16 protein-coding genes and 1 pseudogene are annotated in these 14,818 nt (G+C 71.5%); 5 read left to right on the forward strand and 12 right to left on the reverse strand.

Annotated features, from left to right (window positions below; translation table 11 throughout):
- Positions 1 to 225 precede the first annotated feature (225 nt).
- The 4 genes and pseudogenes from Q9R08_RS08945 to Q9R08_RS08960 form a co-directional block, all read right to left on the reverse strand.
- On the reverse strand, positions 226 to 951 hold the full coding sequence (locus tag Q9R08_RS08945; protein WP_308867702.1) for a hypothetical protein: 726 nt from the start codon (positions 949 to 951) through the stop codon (positions 226 to 228).
- A 48-nt stretch (positions 952 to 999) separates the two neighbouring features.
- Positions 1,000 to 1,119, reverse strand: a pseudogene (locus tag Q9R08_RS08950) (DUF2510 domain-containing protein); the annotation flags it as partial.
- A 203-nt stretch (positions 1,120 to 1,322) separates the two neighbouring features.
- Complete coding sequence (locus tag Q9R08_RS08955; RefSeq protein ID WP_308867619.1) at positions 1,323 to 1,622, reverse strand: DUF1905 domain-containing protein; 300 nt, start codon at positions 1,620 to 1,622, stop codon at positions 1,323 to 1,325.
- Between the two features lie 33 nt (positions 1,623 to 1,655).
- On the reverse strand, positions 1,656 to 2,084 hold the full coding sequence (locus Q9R08_RS08960; RefSeq protein ID WP_308867620.1) for an SRPBCC family protein: 429 nt from the start codon (positions 2,082 to 2,084) through the stop codon (positions 1,656 to 1,658).
- Positions 2,085 to 2,125: 41 nt separating this feature from the next.
- Between Q9R08_RS08960 and Q9R08_RS08965 the strand changes: the two genes are divergently transcribed.
- A complete protein-coding gene (locus Q9R08_RS08965; protein ID WP_308867621.1) occupies positions 2,126 to 2,557 on the forward strand; it encodes a DUF1294 domain-containing protein in 432 nt (143 codons plus the stop codon).
- 308 nt (positions 2,558 to 2,865) lie between these two features.
- Here the strand turns inward: Q9R08_RS08965 and Q9R08_RS08970 are convergent, their stop codons facing one another.
- The gene (locus Q9R08_RS08970) at positions 2,866 to 3,663 is read right to left on the reverse strand and encodes a glycosyltransferase family 2 protein (RefSeq protein ID WP_308867622.1); all 798 of its coding nucleotides are present in this window, start codon (positions 3,661 to 3,663) and stop codon (positions 2,866 to 2,868) included.
- A gap of 50 nt (positions 3,664 to 3,713) precedes the next feature.
- Between Q9R08_RS08970 and Q9R08_RS08975 the strand changes: the two genes are divergently transcribed.
- Together Q9R08_RS08975 and Q9R08_RS08980 are read left to right on the forward strand one after the other, a co-directional pair.
- Positions 3,714 to 4,301, forward strand: coding sequence for a GNAT family N-acetyltransferase (locus Q9R08_RS08975; protein ID WP_308867623.1), 588 nt, complete (start codon positions 3,714 to 3,716; stop codon positions 4,299 to 4,301).
- Between the two features lie 115 nt (positions 4,302 to 4,416).
- Positions 4,417 to 6,321 carry a glycosyl hydrolase family 28-related protein gene (locus tag Q9R08_RS08980; RefSeq protein WP_308867624.1) on the forward strand — a complete coding sequence of 635 codons (1,905 nt, stop codon included), beginning with the start codon at positions 4,417 to 4,419 and terminating at the stop codon, positions 6,319 to 6,321.
- Positions 6,322 to 6,378: 57 nt separating this feature from the next.
- Here Q9R08_RS08980 and Q9R08_RS08985 read toward each other — a convergent pair whose 3' ends face one another.
- On the reverse strand, positions 6,379 to 7,380 hold the full coding sequence (locus tag Q9R08_RS08985; protein WP_308867625.1) for an aldo/keto reductase: 1,002 nt from the start codon (positions 7,378 to 7,380) through the stop codon (positions 6,379 to 6,381).
- A 276-nt stretch (positions 7,381 to 7,656) separates the two neighbouring features.
- On the opposite strand from Q9R08_RS08985, the gene Q9R08_RS08990 reads away from it, so the two are divergent.
- A complete protein-coding gene (locus Q9R08_RS08990; RefSeq protein WP_308867626.1) occupies positions 7,657 to 8,637 on the forward strand; it encodes an FUSC family protein in 981 nt (326 codons plus the stop codon).
- Positions 8,638 to 8,678: 41 nt separating this feature from the next.
- On the opposite strand, the gene Q9R08_RS08995 is transcribed toward Q9R08_RS08990, so the two are convergent.
- Entirely contained in the window at positions 8,679 to 9,665 is a 987-nt protein-coding gene (locus Q9R08_RS08995; RefSeq protein WP_308867627.1) for a L,D-transpeptidase, read from the reverse strand.
- A gap of 62 nt (positions 9,666 to 9,727) precedes the next feature.
- Between Q9R08_RS08995 and Q9R08_RS09000 the strand changes: the two genes are divergently transcribed.
- A complete protein-coding gene (locus tag Q9R08_RS09000) occupies positions 9,728 to 10,486 on the forward strand; it encodes an NADPH-dependent F420 reductase (RefSeq protein WP_308867628.1) in 759 nt (252 codons plus the stop codon).
- 52 nt (positions 10,487 to 10,538) lie between these two features.
- On the opposite strand, the gene Q9R08_RS09005 is transcribed toward Q9R08_RS09000, so the two are convergent.
- From Q9R08_RS09005 to Q9R08_RS09025, 5 genes are all read right to left on the reverse strand, one after another.
- Positions 10,539 to 10,973, reverse strand: a complete 435-nt coding sequence (locus Q9R08_RS09005) for a DUF2809 domain-containing protein (RefSeq protein ID WP_308867629.1) — start codon at positions 10,971 to 10,973, stop codon at positions 10,539 to 10,541.
- A complete protein-coding gene (locus Q9R08_RS09010; protein ID WP_308867630.1) occupies positions 10,970 to 11,539 on the reverse strand; it encodes a mismatch-specific DNA-glycosylase in 570 nt (189 codons plus the stop codon). The genes Q9R08_RS09005 and Q9R08_RS09010 overlap by 4 nt, the downstream gene beginning before the upstream one ends.
- 54 nt (positions 11,540 to 11,593) lie before the next feature.
- Positions 11,594 to 12,094 (reverse strand): hypothetical protein, encoded by a 501-nt coding sequence (locus Q9R08_RS09015; RefSeq protein WP_308867631.1) that lies wholly within the window; start codon positions 12,092 to 12,094, stop codon positions 11,594 to 11,596.
- A gap of 81 nt (positions 12,095 to 12,175) precedes the next feature.
- Positions 12,176 to 13,153 (reverse strand): agmatinase, encoded by a 978-nt coding sequence (gene speB, locus Q9R08_RS09020; protein ID WP_308867632.1) that lies wholly within the window; start codon positions 13,151 to 13,153, stop codon positions 12,176 to 12,178.
- Complete coding sequence (locus Q9R08_RS09025) at positions 13,150 to 14,814, reverse strand: thiamine pyrophosphate-binding protein (protein WP_308867633.1); 1,665 nt, start codon at positions 14,812 to 14,814, stop codon at positions 13,150 to 13,152. Before Q9R08_RS09025 ends, speB begins: the two co-directional genes overlap by 4 nt.
- Between the last annotated feature and the right edge of the window lie 4 nt (positions 14,815 to 14,818).

The following is a 14,818-nucleotide window of genomic DNA, read 5'->3' on the forward strand; positions in this document are numbered from 1 at the left end:
CCCCAGTAACGAACTCCCAGACTCTGTCAGAGCTGGGTTCGAGACACGCGCCCAAACGCGAATCCCCTCCCACGGACGACGGTGTCAGCCCGGGCGGTTCTTGTCAACGCGAACGCACACAGTGTTGCCTCAGGACTTCCTCAAGACGAATAGCGCTGGCACCGGCCGCGGGTGGCCGGCGCCGCATCCACCTATGTGCCGGACCGCCCCGTCGTGCGGAACGCATCAAGCCAGAATCGCGAGCGCCAGGTCGGTCGCGACGAAGACCAGCCACGCCACGAGCACGACCGACACGGCTAGTGCCACCAGCGACATCACCCGGCCCGTTCCGCGCTGCCGGGAGACGATAAGTCCGCCGATCGCGAGGAAGAATGCACCGGCCGCGAGAGCCACGCTGACCAAGCTCACCATGCCCGCAATCGTCTGATCACGGCTCCCCAGCCACACAACCACCGCCACGCCCCCGATTGCCGCAAGCGCGATCAGGACGACTGCCGCTCGGGCCGGAATGTTCGCGGGCGCGGCTTCGGGAATCGGCGGCCGCATCCCGCCGATGTACGCGCTCGAGACCGGCTCGTACACGATCGGCGTAGGCATGCGATCGTCGGGCGGCGCGGTCCGACGCGGCACGATCTGGTCAGGAAAGCCGCCGGCTCGCGGTGCGCGCGCCCCAGCCGTCATCGGCCCGCCGGGCGACGCGGCGTCTGGCTCAGCAGGCGGCACGACGGATTCCGAATCGGATGCCACATGGCCGGCTTCCGCAGCGGCGGGAGTCGTACCCCGCGCCGGTGCCGGCACCGCGAGTGACGACGGCGCAGGCCACGCCGGCGCCGCACCCTGCGCCCGGCCGCGCATCTCGTCACTCACGTCCGCGACGCCTGGCGCTTCATCCGCCTCCGTCTCCTCGTGAGCCGGCAACGAATGCGAAGCGCGGAACTGCGCGCGACTCATCGGCGCCGCAGGGTTGCCGGGCTGGTCAGCCGCGGCTGCGGCATCCGCTTCCTGCAGACGGAACTGGTCCGTCCAGGCAGCACCGTCCCACCACCGCAGGCGGTCGGGGCGCGATGTGTCCGCGTACCACCCGGGCGGCGGTCCCCCCTGAGACCCTTCCGACATCATGCTCCCCAGCAGAATGATTCTCGCTGCGGCCCAACCTACCGGACCGATGAGACTGCGAGTGCCATAGCTCGGCTCGTTACCTCACGTCCAGTGTGAACGTGGAACAGCGAGCGCGCCATCGCCTTCCCTACAACCACCCCCGCCGGCGGGCGTCGGCTACCGAGTGACGACCGCCGCTCGGATGGGGCGCTCCGACGACGGGCTCAGCCGTCCAGCACCTCGAGCCGCACGGTCACCGGGCCGCCGTCGACGAGCTGCTCGGCATCCCGCACCGCCTTCTTGAGCGGAAGCACGTACGAACCCGAGTCCGACGACGGGAAGATCGACGTCGTCCACTCGCTGCCACCGACCCGCGCGCGCACGCGCACCGAACCGAATCCGCGGTACGGCCGCGGGATCTCGCGGATCTCCTCGCTCAGCTCGGGCGGGACGGCGGTGAAGAACCACGCCGAGTCTTCGCGCGCCGCCCAGCGGAACACATCGCTGTCGAACTCGATGATCACGCCACCGACGCTACCGCCGGCCGGCGACACGCATCACAGGTGCTCGCCGGGAGCCCCACCGTGCCGGTCGACCAGGCGCTGCAGGCAGCTCGACCAACCGTCGATGTGCTGGTCGCGCTCCTCGCCGCTCGCGAATCCGGATTGGCGCACGATGACGCGCGTCGCGGCATCCGCTGCCGACTCCAGCGCGATCTCGACGTCGGTGGCGTGCTCCTCCCCCGCCCACCGCCACCCGAGTCGCAGCACGCGCGGCGCCTCGAACGTCAGCACGGTGGCCTCCACGGCGATGTCGGCCGGCTCCGACCGCACCTCCCAGCGACCCAGCTCGCGCACCTCGACGACCGCGGTCGTCTCGAACCGGGGCGGCCAGAACCACTCGGCGAGCAGGTCGGCGATCGTGAACTCGCGCCACACAACATCCACGGATGCCGCCACCAGCGCCTCTTCGGTGAGCTCATGCATGCTGACACCGTACGCCGGGCGTCCCCCATAGGATCAAGCGCATGTCGAACGCGCGCCCCCGGCCCTCCCTCGCCACGCCGGACCGCCCGGGCCGCGACCTCTCGAAGCCGCTTCCGCCGGCGCTCAGCTGGATCACGCTCGTCGTCTTCGCCGCGGCGTTCGCGGTCACCTGCTTCGTGTTCGGACTCGCGTGGTGGGTGCCGGCGCTCTATGGCGCCGCGAGCCTCGTGACCTTCGCCGCGTACGGGATCGACAAGTCCGCCGCCCGCCGCGGTGCGGGGCGCATCCCGGAGCAGACCCTGCTGCTGCTCGGACTCATCGGCGGCTGGCCCGGAGCGCTCGTCGCGCAGCAGCTGTTCCGACACAAGACGTGCAAGCGCTCGTTCCGCCGGGCGTTCTGGGGCACGGTCGGAGTGAACGTCCTCGTGCTCGCCGCGGGCGTGTACGTCGTCGCCGGCGCGCCCCTGTTCTGACACCTCGCGCCAGCGATTTCTCCGCGCCGTCGCGAGAAGCGACCCGGGGGCGGGTATTCGGGTTACTCCACCCTCGGGTCGCCGTCCTTCTCGCGTCCGGGATGGATTCGTCAACGACGAAAACCCCTCCCACGCCGGAGGTTAAGTCCGCACCGAGCGGCGACGACTGGGGGTTGACAAACGTGCGACGACCCCCATTCGGTGCAGCGCGGGCGCAGACCGGTGCGACGGCATCAACGCCCGTGCTCTGCCGCCATGTCAGCGCCGGCCCGCACCCGCTGCGTCAGCGCCCGCACTCCGCCGCCACGTCAGCGCCCGTACTCGGCCGCCCAGTCGTCTCCGTCGGGAACCCACTCGGCGGAGGATGCCGTACCGGCCGACGGCTGCGCACGGCGCCACCTGGCACCCTCGGGCCAGCTCACCGCGAAGGTCGACGCGACCTTGAACACCCGGCGCGACAGGCCCGACAGGGTCTGCACCGGACGCGCCGACACGGGCATGCGCAGCTGCGGGTCGTACCGGACCCCGTCGGACGGCCTCAGGCGGATGGTCAGGTCGAGGTCGTCGTGGATGCGGGCGTTGTCGCGGTCGACGTGTTCGCGCACCCGCTGCCACACCTGCGCGCGCATCGCGAAGTTCGACCCGAAGACAAGCGGGATACCGAGCCACTTCTTGATCCAGTAGTGGCCGCCGCCGATGTACCAGCGCTCGCCGAGGTAGTTCTGCAGCGGCGTGCCGCCGTAGAACTCGGCACCTCCGGTGAGAACGCCGAGAGTGGGGTCCGAGACGAAGGCACGGACCAGCTTCGCGATCCAGTCGGGATGCGGGCGCGAGTCGGCGTCGAGCCGCGCGATGATGTCCGCCCGCTCCAGCGCCTCGTCGTAGCCGCGCGCGGCAGCCGGCCAGATACCGATCGACGACTCGGGCACGACGACCGCGTCGTAGACGCGTGCGACGGCGGCCGAGGCATCCGTGCTGGCGTTGTCGACGACGATCACGACGTCGGCGGGGTGCGTCTGCACCGCGAGCGCGGCGAGGCACGCATCGAGATATTCCGCGTCGTTCCGGCACGGAATGACCACGGCGACGCGAGGGGCGAGGGGCACAAGCGCCACCCTACTCCCGCCGTGTCGGCGGGCGGCGCTACCCTGCCGACATGGACGGACTGCGCGTCGTGCCCGCCAATGAGGCGTCGTGGGACGACCTGCAAGCCATCCTCACGGGCGTCGCCGGGCGCTGCCAGTGCCAGCGCCAGCGCCTCGGCGATCGCGACTGGTGGTACATGCCCGAATCGGAACGCGCCGCCATTCTGCGCGCCGAGACCCACTGCGACGACCCGCGCGCGACCGAGACGATCGGCATCGTCGCCTACCAGGACGACGAGCCCGTCGCATGGTGCGCGGTGGACCGCCGCGGAGTCTACGGACGCGTCCGAGGATCGCCCGTGCCGTGGCAGGGACGACACGAAGACCCCGACGACGAGACCGTCTGGGCGATCGCCTGCATGATCGTGCGCAAGGGCTACCGCCGTCAGGGCCTCACGTACGCGCTCGTCGCCGCGGCCGCCGAACACGCCCGTTCGCGCGGCGCGGCGGCCGTCGAGGGCTACCCGATGCTGACCGGGGGCGGCAACGTGATCTGGGACGAACTCAACGTCGGGCCCGTCGGGTCGTTCCTCGCGGCCGGCTTCCGCGAGGTGTCGCATCCCACGAAGCGGCGGCTCGTGATGCGCCTCGACTTCTGACGACACGAGCAAACGCTCTCCGAAACTGGTGCTTGAGACCGCTCCCACGTTTGGTTACATTCCAGTAAGTAATCGGCATCCCCGCCGTGCACTCCCTCAACGGAGAGGACTCCCCATGCCCGCCCCCGTTCCCCGCCTCGTGGCGCCGACAACGCGTGCCGCTCGCACCGCACGCATCGCGGCGCTCGCGACCGGCACCGCACTGATCGCGAGCGCACTGCTGGCGACGCCCGCCACCGCGGCTCCGCCGCGCACGGTCGACCCGTTCCACCCCGACTTCGGACCGAACGTGACGATCTACTCCCCCGACACGCCCGTCGCCGACATCCGCGCCGATCTCGACGCCCTGCACGCTCGGCAGGTCGACGCCGAGATGAGCACCGAGCGCCAGGCGGTCTACTTCCTGCCCGGCGAGTACGGGTCGGCCGCGGATCCGCTGCAGGTGAAGGTCGGCTACTACACCGAGATCGCGGGCCTCGGCGCGTCACCCGAGGACGTCACCGTTCACGGCGCCGTCGAGGTCTACAACCGCTGCCTCGCCGATGGCGGCACCGGCAACTGCCTCGCTCTCGTCAACTTCTGGCGGACCATCGCCAACCTGTCGATCGACATCCAGGCCGCGGACCGCGGCTGCCGGACGGGCACCGACTTCTGGGCGGTGTCGCAGGCGGTCTCGATGCGACGTCTCGACGTCGCCGGCGGCAACCTGTCGCTGATGGACTACTGCACGGCCGGGCCGCAGTACGCCAGCGGTGGCTTCATCGCGGACTCGCGCCTGCCGAACGTGATCAACGGCTCGCAGCAGCAGTGGCTGATCCGCAACAGCGAGGTTGCGAACTGGTCGAACGCCGTCTGGAACCAGGTGTTCTCGGGCGTCGTCGGTGCACCGGACGACGCCGGCTTCCCGAACCCGCCGTACACGACGCTCGATACGACGCCGGTCAGCCGCGAGAAGCCGTACCTGTACGTCGACGCCGACGGCCGCTACAGCGTCCGCGTGCCGGCTGCACAGCACGAGTCGAGCGGCGTCACCTGGGCCGACGGCGAGACCGCGGGGCGCAGCATCCCGATCACCGATTTCTACATCGCCACCCCGGCGGACTCGGTGAAGGACATCAACAACGCGCTCGCACGCGGCCAGCACCTGATCCTGACGCCCGGCGTGTACGACGTCGCTCAGACGATCAAGGTCAAGCGCGCCGACACCGTGGTGCTCGGACTCGGGCACGCGACCCTCACCGCGGTGGGCGGTGCGGTGCCGCTGGAGGTGAAGGATGCCGAAGGCATCGTCATCGCGGGCGTAACGATCGATGCGGGCACCCAGCTCTCGCCCGTGCTGCTGCGCGTGGGCGCGGCCGACAGCGACAAGGTGCTCGACCCGGCGAACCCGATCACGCTCAGCGACGTGTACTTCCGCGTCGGCGGGCCGCACATCGGCAAGGCGACCACGGCGCTCGAGGTGAACGCCGATGACGTGCTCATCGACCACACCTGGGTGTGGCGCGGCGACCACGGCGTCGAGGGTTTCACGAACGGCGTCAACGGCGACACGGACCGGTGGCAGACCAACACCGGCACCACCGGCGTCATCGTCAACGGCGACGACGTGACCGCGACGGGCTTGTTCGTCGAGCACTTCCAGACGTACAACACGCTCTGGAACGGCGAGAACGGCCGCGTCGTGCTGTACCAGAACGAGCTGCCGTACGACCCGCCGACGCAGGCCGACTGGACGCAGCCGAACGGCACGCTCGGCTATCCCGGGTACAAGGTCGCCGATGGCGTCACGACGCATCGCCTCGACGGCGCAGGCGTGTACGTGTTCAACCAGAACAACCCGTCGATCCTGACGGCCAACGGGTTCGAGGTACCGGAGACGCCCGGCGTGCGGCTGCACCACATCATGACGGTGAACCTGTCGGCGGGCACGGTCCAGCACGTCGTGGACGGCATCGGCGGCCAGGCCGACAACACGAACACGGGCACCCCGCAGTTCGTGATCGACTACCCGGCACCGTAAGGCATGGAGTGAACGGATGCCCCGGACCGGCGCTCTTGGCCGGGCCGGGGCATCCTGTCACCAGAGCGGGTGGATGGCGTCCCGCAGGTCGCGGTCGTAGACCTCGTGCACGACACGGTCGAACGCGGCGACGTCGAACCCCTGAGCAGAAGCGGCGAGGAGCGCACCGGCGGCCGCGTTGCTCTCGGCCTGCCGCACGTTGCGGGCGCCAGGGATGACGCTCGTCACCCCCTGCTGCGAGGCGATCCACGCGAGGGTCGCGGCGGGCAGCGTCACGCCGTCGGGCAGGGCGCCCGCGAGCTCGGCGGCCGCCTGGACGCCGGTCTCGAAGTCGACGCCCGAGAACGTCTCGCCCCGATCGAACGCCTCGCCGTGCCTGTTGTACGTGCGGTGGTCGTCGGCGGCGAACGTCGTCTGCGCGGTGTACCTGCCCGACAGCAGCCCCGAGGCCAGCGGCACGCGAGCGAAGATGGCGACGCCCGCCGCCTCTGCTGCCGGAAGCACCTCGTCGAGCGGCTTGAGCCGGAACGGGTTGAAGATGATCTGCACGTTGGTCACGTTCGGCCGCGCGATGGCCGCGAGCGCCTGTGCGCACGTCTCGACCGACACGCCGTACGCGGCGATCGCTCCCCCGGCGACGAGGTCGTCGAGCGCGTCGTAGGTGGCGTCGTCTTCGATCACCGCGGTCGGCGGGCAGTGCAGCTGAACGAGATCGAGCGTGTCGACACCCAGGTTGCGCCGCGACCGATCCGTCCACGCGCGGAAGTTCTCTGGCGTGTAGTTCTCGGGCTCCTGCGCCAGGCGCCGGCCCATCTTGGTGGCGACGGTGATGCCGTGGCCGGGTCGGGCGGCGAGGAAGCGCCCGATGATCGACTCGCTGCGGCCGTCGCCGTAGACGTCGGCGGTGTCGAAGAGCGTGACGCCGTTGTCGACGGATGCCGCGAGCACGGACGTCGCATCCTCCTCGGAGACCGCGCCCCAGTCGGCGCCCAGCTGCCAGGTGCCGAGCCCGATCGCCGAGACCGCGCGTCCGGTGCGGCCGAGTGCGCGCTGCTGCATGAGGATCCTCCGGGTTGATCGATGGGTGTTTCCAGCATCGCACGGGTGACCCGGTCGAGGCCTGCCGGCCACCTCCCGAGGGCCGTTACCTGTGCACACCGACGGGCGCAAGCCCGCTGAGCCCGATGCCGGGAACGAGTACGTTGGCCTGCGACCGACGGGAGGGAGGCCGCCATCGCCGAGCACACCCGGCCGCTGCGCCGTGCGGTCTCGTACACCGCGCGCCTCGCCGATCAGCCGCGCCTGCTGCTGGCCGTCAAGACCTCGCTGGCGGCGGTGCTGGCGTGGTACCTGGCACCGCTCATCCCGTTCACCGAGGACCAGTACTCCTATTACGCCCCGCTCGGCGCGCTGGTCACCATGCACCCGACCATCGCCCGGTCCGCTCAAGTTGGTGTGCAGGTGCTGATGGGACTCGCCCTGGGCATCGCCCTCAGCCTCTGCGGCATCGCGGCACTCCGGCTGGGGGTCCCCGGCGGTGTGGTGCTGGGAGCGGTCATCGGCGTCGGTGTGCTGCTCGGCGGATGGCGGCTGCTCGGCGCCGGCGGGGACTGGGTCGCCCTCGCGGCGCTGTTCGTGCTGCTGGCCGCAGGCGGCGATCCGGAGGGCTTCTCCATCTCATACCTCGGCACAACGGCGTTCGGCGTGGTGGTGGGCATCGCGGTCAATCTCATCGTCGTGCCTCCTCTGTACCTCCGCCGTGCGAGCGAGCGGCTGTCGGCGCTGCGAGACGCCGTCACGGGACTGCTGCGCGACGCGGCGGATGCCGTCGCCGAGGACCGGCTGGATCCCGACCGCTTCCGTGAGGCGCTGGACGAACTCGGCCGGACCCGGTCGGCGGTCACCGAGGTCGTCGATGAAGCGGACGAGAGCGCCCGCGCGAATCCTCGCCGTCGGCGCCACCAGGACGAGCGCGAGGAGAACGCCCGCCGCATGAGCGCGCTCGAGCGCACGGCGTTCCTCACGCGCGACCTGATCGACCTGCTGGTCGAGCTGCAGGCGTCGGACGACGTCGCGATCACCGGTGCGGTGCGCGACCGCCTCGCCCGCGCGATCCGGGAATCAGCCGACCTCATCGCCACCCCTCTCGGCGACCCGGCGGCATCCGACCGGTTCCGCGGGGCGAGCGAGGCACTCGCCGACTATCAGAGCGCGCTGGGCACCCCGGAAGCGGGAGGCCGCGCCGAGCTGGCGGCCGGTGCCGCTGTCGAGCTGTGCCTCCGCCGCATCATCGACGTCTCCCGACCGTTCGTCTGACCCGCTCCCGGAGCGCGTGACCGCCGGCGCAGACGCACCCGTCACGGATTGACGATCACCGGTGTTCCCAGGGGCAGCTCGGCGAGCTTCGTGATCGCCGTGGGATCGACCCGCAGGCAGCCGTTCGAGATGGGCCCCGACCGGTCATCGTGGTAGTGGAAGGCCGCGACCGCGACATCCGCTCCGCCGAAGCCATCCATGGTCGGCGACTGTGTCGACAGGTACACGATCGGGTATCCGCGGGTGTAGCCGTATTCGGGCACGACGCGGGTCGTCATGATGAACGCGCGCCCCATCGGCGTGGGGGTGCGATCCGTGCCCCAGGCGAAGTCCGTCGCGACCCGCTCGGCAACGCCGCCGCGGACGATGTCGATCGTGCGCCCCGAGATGCTCACCACGACGGTCGCGTCGTTCGGCGCCAGCTCGACGTCGCTCTTGCGCAGCCAGCCGGCGACCTGGGCGGGATTGCCCTGCGACGGCACCGCCTGCCGCCCGGTCAGCAGCACCTTCACCCAGTGCTCCTGCTCCTCGACGACCGGCACGGCGGTGCCGTCGTACGGGTACTCGTGCGGCAGATACGCGACCGGCTGCGCAGTCGGGTCGGCCCACACCGGCGCACCGACTCCGAGCGCGACCGCGCGCAGGGGCAGTGGAGCGGTGAATGCGGCGTCGTCGACGGCCAGCCCGGGAATGACGGCGAACACGTTCACCTGCGGCAGGGTGGTCACGTCGTACCCCGCCGAGTTCGCCGGGAAGCCGGTGGGCGTCGGTGTGGGGGTCGGCGTCGGCGTCGGACTGGGCTCCGCGGTCGCCGTGCGGGTCGGCGAGGGCGACGGCGGAGCGGATGCCTCGGTGACGGGCGGCTGCAGCAGCCACGCCGCCGCCAGCCCGCCGGCGACGATCACCGCGGCGAGCGCGGCCAGCAGCCAGACGCGCCACGGCCGACCGGCCGGCGCGGGAGCCGTCGGCTGTGCGTCCGGCGCCGCAAGCGCGTCCGCAGCCGGGCCGTCGGTCTCGGCATCCCCCATCCCCCCATGGTCGGGTGCGGGGACGGATGCCGCAACTGCGCGTCGGTGACTAGCCTGGGCCGGTGAGCAGTGACGGCCGAGATCCGCGGCATGCGCCGGACCGCCGCGAAGCCGACCGGACCATCCACGTCCTGGGCATCATCGGCGCAGGACGCGTCGGCCAGGTGCTCGCACGCCTCGCCGTCGCCGCCGGGTACGAGGTGCTCGTGGCGGGATCGGGCGATCCGTCGCGCATCGCGGCCACCCTCACCGCTGCGGCTCCGGGCGCGGTCCCCGCCGCCGCATCCGTGGTCGCGCGCGACGCCGACGCGGTCATCCTCGCGCTGCCGCTCCCCCAGCACCGCACCCTTCCGGTCGACGCGCTGGACGGCGCCCTCGTCATCGACGCCATGAACTACTGGTGGGAGGTCGACGGGCTCCGCGCCGACTTCGGCGACCTGCGCACCTCGACCAGCGAGACCGTGCAGCGCTTCCTCCCGGGCTCACGAGTGGTCAAGGCCTTCAACCACATGGGCTACCGCGACCTCGACGAAGAGGCCCGCCCCGCCGGCGCTCCCGGGCGGAAGGCGATCGCCGTCGCGGGGGACCGCGCCGATGACGTGGCGCTGGTGACCCGGCTCGTCGACGATCTCGGATTCGATCCGGTGGTCGCCGGTCCGCTCGCCGCCGGCATCATGCTGGAGCCGGGCGCCGAGGCGTTCGGCGCCGACGTCGACAGCGCCGAGCTGCGCGCGATGCTCGACCGGTTCCCCGCCTCGCAGCGCGGGATCGTCGTCGCCCGTGCCCGTGCGACGGACGCCGAATCGGATGCCGGCGCCTGACGTCGCGGCATCCGTCCCGTTGCTTCGTGAAACGCCGACCCTCCGACGTCTGTCAGCGAGCGGAACGAGTGCGCGAGGGGATGACCGCGTCGAGTACGGTGGCGACCGCGATGGTCGCGATGTACACGACGAGGTCGCGCCCGTCGAAGACCGTCCCGAGCAGGAGCATCGCGGGGGCGAACTCGGCGCCCCACGCGAGGGGAAGGCCGGTGAGCTGGAACAGCTCGACGCCGACGCACCACAGCATGGCCACGGCGCCCACGGCGGGTGCAGGCATCCGAGGTGCGACCAGCACGACGGCGAGGTACGCGGCGACGGCGTAGAGTGCGTCCCCGGCGATGTCGGTCGCGCTGCTGTCGGGCAGCGCAGCGTGCACGACGAGCCCCGCGGCGATCGTGAGGACCAGCAGGACGGCGGCGATCACACGGCGACGGGTGCCCGGCCGCGCGCGCGCCTCCGGGATCGCTTCGCCGGTGTCGGCGCTCACGCGATCACCCCGGCCGCGCGCGCCGGTTCCGCGTAGGCCTGCGCCAAGGTGGCCACCGTGGCGTGCGCATTCAGGCCGCTCGGGTTCGGCACCACCCAGAGCTCAGCGCCTCCGAGGCTCTCCGTCTGGCGGCCGGCCACCGCCCGCGGCTTGCCGAATCCCTGCCGGTAGGCGGTGAGGCCGGCGACCGCGACGACGCGCGCGTTCCAGCCGGCGACGTCGCGCGCGAGCCGCTGCGCACCGTCGCGTAGTTCGGCGGGGGTGAGTTCATCCGCCCGCGCGGTCGCGCGGCGCACGACGCTCGAGATCCCGATGCCGGCGTCGAGGATCATGCGGCGGTCGGCCTCGGCCATGCCGTCGACGTCGATGTGCGGCATCCGCGGGATGATCCCGGCCTCGACGAGGGCCGGATAGAAGCGGTTGCCGGGGTGTGCGAAGGGCACCCCCGTCGCGGCGGTCCACAGACCGGGGTTGATCCCGACGAACACGAGCCGCGGATGCGGGGGCATCAGGTCGGGGATGCTGCGCCCGCGATACGTCTGCAGCTCTGCGCGCGTGAAACCCATGCGCCCAGTCTCGCGTACCGGGGCCGGCGTCTTCCCGCGCGGCCCCGGTCCGGCTCAGCGCGCTCGCCGCTCCTCGAGGTGGAAGTCGTTCGAGCGCGACCCGTCGGCGCGCGTGGTGTCCTGGTAGACGAACTGGTCGCCGCGTTCGTCGAAGGCGGCGAACCACTCGTCCCAGGTGACCGCCCGCAGGTCTTCGAGGTCGTTGCCGAAGTCGAAGTCCAGACGGAGCTCTCCGACGATGCCGTCGCCTTCGGCGCCGCCCACCGTGGCCGGCGTGGCGTGGCGGTCGTCGGCCCACCTGCGGATCACTTCGTGATCCGTCGTGGCGTTGTACTCGTGGGCTTCGGTCGTGGCGCCCGACATCGCGCTCGGCGTCTCGCCGGGCGTCACACCGCTCGTCACGTCTCGCGTCACACCCGTGGTCGCATCCGTCGTCGCTCCCGTCGTCGCGTCGCGCGTCACGCCCGTGGCCGCGTCCGTCGTCGCGCCGGTCATCGCGTCGCCGGCGCCGATGTTCTGCTCCGGGTTCCGCCCATCATCTGCATAGCCGCTCATGGCGTCCTCCTCTGCATGTGCTTCCACCCTGGAACGCACGCGGCGCCCCGGGCAGGGGGTTGCAGACGGGGTGCGACCGCGCTAGCCCTGCTCTCCGCCGTTCCGCTCGGCGCCGATCCGGGCGGCCATCAGCGTCACGAACTCATAGACGACATGACTCGCGGCGATGCCCGTCAGCTGCGCGTGGTCGTACGCCGGCGACACCTCGACCACGTCGGCCCCCACGATGTCGAGGTCGCTCAGGGCACGCAGCATCCGGAGCAGTTCCCGGCTCGTCATGCCGCCGGCCTCAGGCGTTCCGGTGCCGGGAGCATGCGCAGGGTCGAGCACGTCGATGTCGATCGAGATGTACAGCGGCCGGTCGCCGATGCGACGCCGCACGCGCTCGACCGCCGCCTCGATGCCGCGCTCCTCGATGTCGACGCTCGAGACGATCGAGAACCCGAGCCGTTCGTCGTCGTCGAGGTCCCGCTTCGAGTACAGCGGTCCGCGCGTGCCGACGTGGCAGCTGGCCGTGAGGTCGATCAGTCCCTCCTCGCTCGCGCGCCGGAACGGCGTTCCGTGCGTGATGGGCGCGCCGAAGTAGGTGTCCCAGGTGTCCAGGTGCGCGTCGAAGTGCAGCACGGCGACCGGGCCGTGCTTCCGGTTGACGGCGCGCAGCAGCGGCAGGGCGATCGTGTGATCGCCGCCCACCGTGACGATGCGCTCGACCCGGGAGCCCAGGTCGAGGGCGGCCTGCTCGATCTCGGCGACCGCCGCGCCGATGTCGAACGGATTCGCGGGGATGTCACCGGCGTCGACGACCTGAGCCTCGGCGAAGGGCGACACGTCCTGCGCCGGGTTATAGGGACGCAGCAGCCGCGACGAGTCGCGCACGTGCGAAGGGCCGAAGCGAGCGCCGGGGCGGTAGCTGACGCCGGTGTCGAACGGGATGCCGACGATCGCGATGTCGGCGCGCGGCACGTCTTCGATGCGCGGCAACCGCGCGAACGTCGCGATGCCGGCGTAGCGGGGATGGACGGACGCGTCGACGGGGCCGACGGGCCGGTGTTCGGTCATGACTCATCCTTCGAAGTGGACGACGCGGCGCTCGGGACGCTGCTCGTCTGCGGAATGTGGACCAGCTGCACGCCGCCTGCGGCGAGCGCTGCGGCGAGCGCCGACGTGATCTCATCGTGGGTTTCGGCGCGTCGCCCGGTGGCACCGAACGCCTGGGCGAGCGCCACCCAGTCGGGCTGAACGAGATCGACGCCGACCGGACGGATGCCGCGGTCCACCTCGTTCTGCTTGATCTCGGCGTACCCGCCGTTGTCGACGCACACCACGGTCAGGTCGAGCCGCTGCTCGACCGCGGTGGCGAGCTCATTGACGCTGAACATGAGCGCCCCATCGCCGACCACCGCGACGACGGGTCGTGCGCCCTCGGCCGGCTGCGCCACGCGTGCGCCGATCGCCGCAGGCAGGCCGTAGCCCAGCGTCGCGTAGGTCGGCGTGTACAGCAGCGAGTGCGGCGCAGACTGCCTCAGCACGTTGGCGAGCGCCATGTAGACGATCTGCGAGGAGTCCCCCGCCACGATGGCGTCATGCGGCAGCGCGGCGGCGATCACCTTCGCCAGCTCGACTGTGTCGGGCAGCGCGGCACGGGTCTCGTCGGCTATCGCGGCGCGTTCATCCGCGAGGTGTCGAGGCGGGCGCGGTGCTGCGGGAATACCCGACAGCAGCTCCTCGACGACCGCGGCGCACTCCCCGACGATGCCGACCGTGGCATCGAGGTTCTTGTGCAGCTGCTCGGCCGAGATGTCGACGCGCACGACCGCACCGCGAGCCTCGAGCCGGGGCGCCCACAGCTCGGCCTCGCCGAGCTTCGACCCCAGCACCACGAGCACGTCGGCGTCTTCGGCGACGCGGCGGGCGGACTCCAGCCGCAGATTCGATCCGAGCGAGAGGGGGTGGTGCTCGTCCACGGTCGCCTTGCCGTTGAGGGTCGTGACGACCGGCGCTCCGAGCCGCTCCGCGAGCGCGGTCACCTGCCGGCCGGCGCGGGTCGAGCCGCCGCCCGCCACGATCACCGGCCGCTGGGCCGAAGTCAGGAGCGCGACCGCCTCGCGCACGGCGTCGGCGTTGCCGCGGACGGCTACCGGCAACGGACGCGCCGCCCGTGCCGCCGCGGGAACGTCGGCGGCCGCCTCCAGCACGTCGAGCGGGATCTCGATGTGCACGGGGCGGGGGCGCCCGGTGCGGAACAGCGCGAAGGCGTCGTGCACGGCGTCGACGGCATCCGTTCCGCTCGTCACGCGCCGCGACCACTCGGCGATCGCGCCGACCATGGCTGTCGCGTCCTTCGTCTCGTGCAGCGTGCCGACGTCCTGGAACTCGGCGCCGAGCGGCACGCCCGGCGAGATCACCAGCAGCGGCCGGGATTCGCAGAACGCCGTGCCGATGGCGCTCATGGCGTTCTGCAGCCCCGGACCTGACGTCGTGATCACCACACCCGGCAGCCCGGTCTGCTGCGCCCAGCCGTCGGCACCGTACCCCGAGCCCTGCTCGTGGCGATTGGTGACCGCGCGCAGGCCCAGGTCTGCGAGCGGCCGGTAGAGCTCGAGATTGTGCGTGCCGGGGATGCCGAAGACCGCTGTCACGCCGTAGGCGCGCACGGTCTCGAGCACGGCCCGACCGGTGGTGTCGGCGTACGCCGCCGCGATCTCGTCGTATGCGTCCATGCCA

The sequence above is a fragment of the Microbacterium psychrotolerans genome, assembly GCF_031085295.1.
Classification (GTDB): Bacteria; Actinomycetota; Actinomycetes; order Actinomycetales; family Microbacteriaceae; genus Microbacterium; species Microbacterium psychrotolerans.